General features: G+C 42.5%; 7 protein-coding genes. 5 read left to right on the top strand and 2 right to left on the bottom strand.

Annotated features, from left to right (window positions below; translation table 11 throughout):
• The 3 genes from VB654_RS25075 to VB654_RS25065 all read left to right on the top strand — a co-directional run.
• Nucleotides 1–874: protelomerase family protein (locus tag VB654_RS25075; protein WP_323216545.1), on the top strand; the 874-nt coding region annotated here is incomplete at its 5' end.
• A gap of 85 nt (nt 875–959) precedes the next feature.
• Entirely contained in the window at nt 960–1,844 is an 885-nt protein-coding gene (locus VB654_RS25070) for a hypothetical protein (RefSeq protein ID WP_323216544.1), read from the top strand.
• Nucleotides 1,845–1,861: 17 nt separating this feature from the next.
• Nucleotides 1,862–1,984, top strand: coding sequence for a hypothetical protein (locus VB654_RS25065; protein ID WP_323216543.1), 123 nt, complete (start codon nt 1,862–1,864; stop codon nt 1,982–1,984).
• A 260-nt stretch (nt 1,985–2,244) separates the two neighbouring features.
• On the opposite strand, the gene VB654_RS25060 is transcribed toward VB654_RS25065, so the two are convergent.
• Nucleotides 2,245–2,448 carry a hypothetical protein gene (locus VB654_RS25060; protein ID WP_323216542.1) on the bottom strand — a complete coding sequence of 68 codons (204 nt, stop codon included), beginning with the start codon at nt 2,446–2,448 and terminating at the stop codon, nt 2,245–2,247.
• 248 nt (nt 2,449–2,696) lie between these two features.
• On the bottom strand, nt 2,697–2,870 hold the full coding sequence (locus VB654_RS25055) for a hypothetical protein (RefSeq protein ID WP_323216541.1): 174 nt from the start codon (nt 2,868–2,870) through the stop codon (nt 2,697–2,699).
• Between the two features lie 22 nt (nt 2,871–2,892).
• Here VB654_RS25055 and VB654_RS25050 point away from each other — a divergent pair, with 22 nt between their 5' ends.
• Together VB654_RS25050 and VB654_RS25045 are read left to right on the top strand one after the other, a co-directional pair.
• Nucleotides 2,893–3,081: a hypothetical protein gene (locus tag VB654_RS25050; protein ID WP_323216540.1), complete on the top strand. Its 189-nt coding sequence runs from the start codon at nt 2,893–2,895 to the stop codon at nt 3,079–3,081.
• 526 nt (nt 3,082–3,607) lie between these two features.
• Nucleotides 3,608–3,790 carry a hypothetical protein gene (locus VB654_RS25045; RefSeq protein WP_323216539.1) on the top strand — a complete coding sequence of 61 codons (183 nt, stop codon included), beginning with the start codon at nt 3,608–3,610 and terminating at the stop codon, nt 3,788–3,790.
• The last annotated feature ends 95 nt before the right edge of the window (nt 3,791–3,885 follow it).

Genomic DNA, 3,885 nt, shown 5'->3' with positions numbered 1-3,885 from the left:
AGTAGAAGCCAAGAATTTAAAGATTAATTACCCAGATGATAAACCAGAGGAATTAAAAACTTACAGCACTGCATTGAGACAAATTACCGCACTCAAGAAAAGTTTAAAAACTGCTGCTAAAACACAGCTTAAGGACTCCGCACTATATCACCCTGTTTGCACAATCATCACTCATTTTGGGAATGCCCTTTCCTACCAGTTCGCCAGCTACAAGGAAAAGCAGAATACTGATTATCGTCAGCGTGTTGATGTTAGGCGTGAGCCAGAAAACCGGATACAAATTGATTTAACTAACTCGCTTAAATTTTCTCATAACACACTTACAGATATTAAAAATGGTGAGGATGCAAACTGGATGGACGTATCATGCAGTATTGCACTGGCAACTGGTAGGAGAATGGCAGAAGTACATTTATCAGCTAGTTTTGAGCGTGTCGATGATTATACTGTCAGCTTCCGAGGTCATCTCAAAGGCAAGGATAGAAAGGTGAAAATAGCTGACAAAGCTGTGTTTATCAGAGATGTGGCTTTTGATATCCCCACTTTGGTTAATGCTGATTTAGTGGTTTTTGGCTTGCAGTGGTTGGGCGACAAAGGTAAACGCTTTGATAGCAATGAAGACCCGGAACGGGTAAACAGACGGTTCTCGAAAACACTTAACCAACACTGTAAACAGTTTGATATTTTTCCAGAAGATGAACGCACTTATCACAAATTTAGAGCAGCTTACTTTAGGGCTTGCGTGGTAAATGCTGGTAGGGATGGTTTTGATTTTCTCGATTATGCCAAGACGGTTTTAATTGACAATGATGAGAAGACAATTGACAGTTACAAGCGGTATGAGATTAAACAAGGAACACTTACCCAGATATAAACAAATCCCTATACTAGATGTCTTGACAAAATATCTGCAAGGTGTTTAGTATAGGGATAACAAACATACTTGATGAGTAAATTATATGAGTAGATGGCAATCAGCAGGGGAAGAATTAGCCAAATTGCTTCAAGGCGTAACGGATGAAGCGACTATCAAGGAATTAGCCCAAAGCACTGTAGAAAGCATTAGAGAAGCTTACCCGGATAACATCAACAGCCGTAAAAAGCCTATGACTGATGTTCGCAAAGCAGTAAGGGCTGTGTTCCCAGCAACTAAAAAACAAGAGCATAAAGGGCAATATTTCACCAATTCTGGTAAAGGCAATGTTCCCAGGTACGAGCATTTATTTTTTCAGTTTTTCACCCTGACCACAGATGAATATGACGCTGTAGGCGACGATGCCCGGCAACAGTGGAAAGAACAGCAGCAAGTTGAGACAATCGCACCCGCACCTACAGCAAAAATTATGAACATTGCACAGCTAGAGCTAGACCCTGATACGCAGAAAATGGTAGAGGAAGCGATCGCGCACACTGGAATATCATTAGCTGAGTTTGTGCAAAAATCTTGTGCTGTTTATTCTTCTATTGTCGTGGGCAAGGCGAAAATGTCTAACGACGACTTGACCACAGTTTCAACTCAAGACTTGTTAAGCAACAGGGTTTATAAGACTCACCCGAACCGTGCTGAGGAATTGACCCGCCGTGCTATATATGCCCTGGAAAATCATAATAATAATTGCACTGAGAAAAGCCAAAAATGGCACATAAACCAAACTGCCATACAATCCCTGACAGGAAGTAAGCCAGCGACCGTCAAGGAAATTCTGAAGGGATGCCAGCAAAGACTAGATGACCATAACGCCAAGCATGAGTTAAACCCCTATGACAATCGCAAGCCAGGGACAAAGCTAACTGAGGTGATAGATTTAACCGCATTGGTTCCCAGTGGGGAAGATGTAGAGTAATCCCCAAGAGCGATCCTTTGAGTAGTGCGATGGGCAAAGCCCCGCCGAAGGCGATCGCTAACTCCCTGCAAATGGTGTTAGTTAGCGATCGCCACCCACGGCACAGCGCTCCGCGCGATTTTTGTTTTAAAAACAACTGAATGATAATTCATACAATTCTAGTTTTTGACCAAAAAATTTTTTCCAAGTGAATCGCCCAAACCCTTACCTAGAAAGCCAAAAAACAGGGTCAATCGATTTTTAATTGTTAGATAAAATCAATCCATTGTCCCGCCTATAAATATACGCAAATATACAAAACCATGTATAAATAAAGTATTGCTGAAAGTATAGGGGTTTAGCGCTGGGGAGTAGGGAAGTTTCCAAAAATATCTGTGTAGGTGTTGAGATGTTTCTATGCCTATACAAGCCGATGGGAATTGTGCAGGGATGCGGGAATTGAGGAATTAACCAGACGCGCGATAGCTCCGCTCGCCGAAGGCATCGCACCCAACCGCCCCCAATCGCCACAACTCATGTAATAAGTTGCATCAGTGCCACAAGCCTCAGCAATGGGGTTATTTTTGGGAATATTGGGGATTGTAGAAGCTATGGGAATCCCCATATCGCCACCCTTCTCAAAATATCAGCTTGTAGTAATTGGCACAGTTAGCCACCCTCCCCAGTCTTAAGAAATTAAAGCCAGAAGGATATGAAAAATCTAGTCACACACAAGCTTAATTATTATAAGGAAATGGGTTTGTGTGTGACTAGACCTAAAGCCCTTCTGCACAAGCATTGCAACGATTTTTGGTGGTCAAAGCTTGCCAAGTCACACACAAGCCATTTTGGGGTAAAAACGGGTGTGTGTGACTAGATTTTTGGGGTGAACTGTACTGAGATGGTAGTGGGGAGTGGGGAGGAGTTGGGGGTCAATTCCTCAGTATGTTGGCGGCGGCGGCGATAACCTGGGGAGTTGAGGAATTTGGAATTGTTGGCGATGGGCAAAGCCCCGCCGTAGGCGATCGTACCTGGGGAAGTTTCCAAAAATATCTGTGTGAGTGTTCAGATGTTGCTATGCCTATACAAGCTGATGGGAATTGTGCAGGGATGCGGGAATATTTTGGGTGAAGTGGCGATCGCCTCTTGGGGAGAATTTAGAATTGTTGGCGGCGGCGTTATGCCTATACAAGGTGTTTGTGTGATGGCAGTGGGGAAAATCTGTTATCCATACACAAGGTATTTATGGTGGGAGTAGGCAAATGCTGCTATCTATGCACAAGGTATTATATCTGAGATATCGAGATACTGATATGCCTATACAAGGTGTTTGTGATGAGATGCCGACAATGCAGACATAACAAGAAAGATGCTATCATACCTATACAAGGTGATATGTATAAGATGCCGATAACGCAGAGATGCCGTTATCCCTATACAAGATGATTAGTTACAGGGTGAATAAGTGCAAGTATCCACATCTATATACAAGAGGGTTAAGCTAGTCCTTACTAACATTCCTTGTTCTCATGAGAACAAGGAATGCTAACAAGGAATGCTAACAAGGACTAGCGCAACCCTCTTGTATAGGCATGGGGATACTTGCGTTTATTCTTATTAGCACGAGTCGTCTTGTATAGGCATGACAGAATCTTTCATCTTATGTCTGCATTATCGGTATCCCAAACATAATACCTTGTGCATAGATAGCAGCATTTCCCTACTGCCATCACACAAACATCTTGTATAGGCATGACAACATCTGAACACCTACACAGATAATTTTGGAAACTTCCCCAGGCGATTCCTACGGAGCGCTTCGCTATCGCCAACACTCCCAAAATTCCCCACGCATCCCTGAACAATTCCACTCGGCTTGTATAGGCATGACATCACAATTTATTTTCATCGCTGGCGATAATATTAATAAATTCCCCTCTAGAACTTCATCTGGTTTAGTAATTTAAGATACTAAAAGTTACCCTCAAAACACTGGTTTTAGCCCTGTTTTTAGCTTATCAATACTGCATTATTTCATACGTTATATAAAACACCCAGCTTG

Source organism: Nodularia sp. UHCC 0506 (genome assembly GCF_034931045.1).
Lineage (GTDB): Bacteria > Cyanobacteriota > Cyanobacteriia > Cyanobacteriales > Nostocaceae > Nodularia.
The sequence above is the reverse complement of the archived record's forward strand: the minus strand, read 5'-3'. Positions and strand labels throughout refer to the sequence as shown.

Bases quoted from the DNA above. Each gene is read 5' to 3' on its own strand.
- VB654_RS25050 (WP_323216540.1), top strand. From the start codon at position 2,893: ATGTTGCTATGCCTATACAAGCTGATGGGAATTGTGCAGGGATGCGGG.
- VB654_RS25060 (WP_323216542.1), bottom strand. From the start codon at position 2,448: ATGGGGATTCCCATAGCTTCTACAATCCCCAATATTCCCAAAAATAAC.
- VB654_RS25070 (WP_323216544.1), top strand. From the start codon at position 960: ATGAGTAGATGGCAATCAGCAGGGGAAGAATTAGCCAAATTGCTTCAA.